The following is an 814-nucleotide window of genomic DNA, read 5'->3' as shown; positions in this document are numbered from 1 at the left end:
GCCAGGTCTGCAGATGGTCCTTGTCGCTGGCCGGAACCTCGACGGCATGCCGCTTTTCGGCGGCATAGATGACATGGGCCGCGATTGCCTGCTCGGCCAGCCGATCTTCCGCCGGGTCCTCCTGGCCGATGCCGTCGACGCCGGCAAGGTAGCCACCAAGCCCGCCGGCGACCAAAAGCACGGCGGCAGCAGCGGCAAGCCACCAGCGCGAGCGTGGCACAGCTGCCTTGACCGGCGCCTCGCCAAGCACGACCTTGCGCAGGCGCGCGGGCACGGCTTCGTCCAGCACCCCGGCGAAGGCGGCCTGCAGCGCCGTCCGGTCGGCGGTGAAGCGGGCGCTCCTGGCCTTCATCTCGGGATTGGCGTCGAGCCAGGCGTCGTAAGCGGCGCGCTCGTCTGCAGGCAGCTCGCCATCGAGCGCCATGTGGATGTCCCGTTCGGAAAAGTCGCGGCGGATCATTTCTCGACGATCCTTATTGCGCGGCGACGCGCCGTATCGTCCAGCAACCCACGCAATTCCTCACGCCCGCGCGCAATGCGCGACATCAGCGTGCCAGCGGGGACGCCCAGAATGTTGGCGGCTTCGGCATAGGAAAAACCTTCGATGGCAACCATGACAAGAGCTGCGCGTCGATCGGGGCTGATCGCCTGCAACGCGTCGATGATCTCGCGCGAGGCGATACTCTCCACCTGCTCTGCCGGCTGGGCAACGGCCTCGCCCGCCTCCAGCGGCAACATCGCCGCCTCGCCGCGGCGGTTCACCTTGCGCATCTGGTCGATGAACAAATGATGCATGATCGTAAACAGCCACCTC

At 66.8% G+C, this 814-nt stretch carries 2 protein-coding genes; both read right to left on the bottom strand.

Features of this window, described 5'->3' with window-relative positions:
• The coding region (locus tag EN932_RS37220; RefSeq protein WP_164890903.1) for an anti-sigma factor at positions 1-460 on the bottom strand (460 nt) is incomplete at its 3' end.
• A partial coding sequence (locus EN932_RS37215; protein WP_164890902.1) for an RNA polymerase sigma factor occupies positions 457-814 on the bottom strand: 358 nt, incomplete at its 5' end. The genes EN932_RS37215 and EN932_RS37220, both read right to left, overlap by 4 nt.

It is taken from the genome of Mesorhizobium sp. M7A.F.Ca.US.002.01.1.1 (assembly GCF_004022955.1).
GTDB classification, from domain to species: Bacteria; Pseudomonadota; Alphaproteobacteria; order Rhizobiales; family Rhizobiaceae; genus Mesorhizobium; species Mesorhizobium ciceri.
This window is presented reverse-complemented; position numbering and strand designations above follow the sequence as displayed.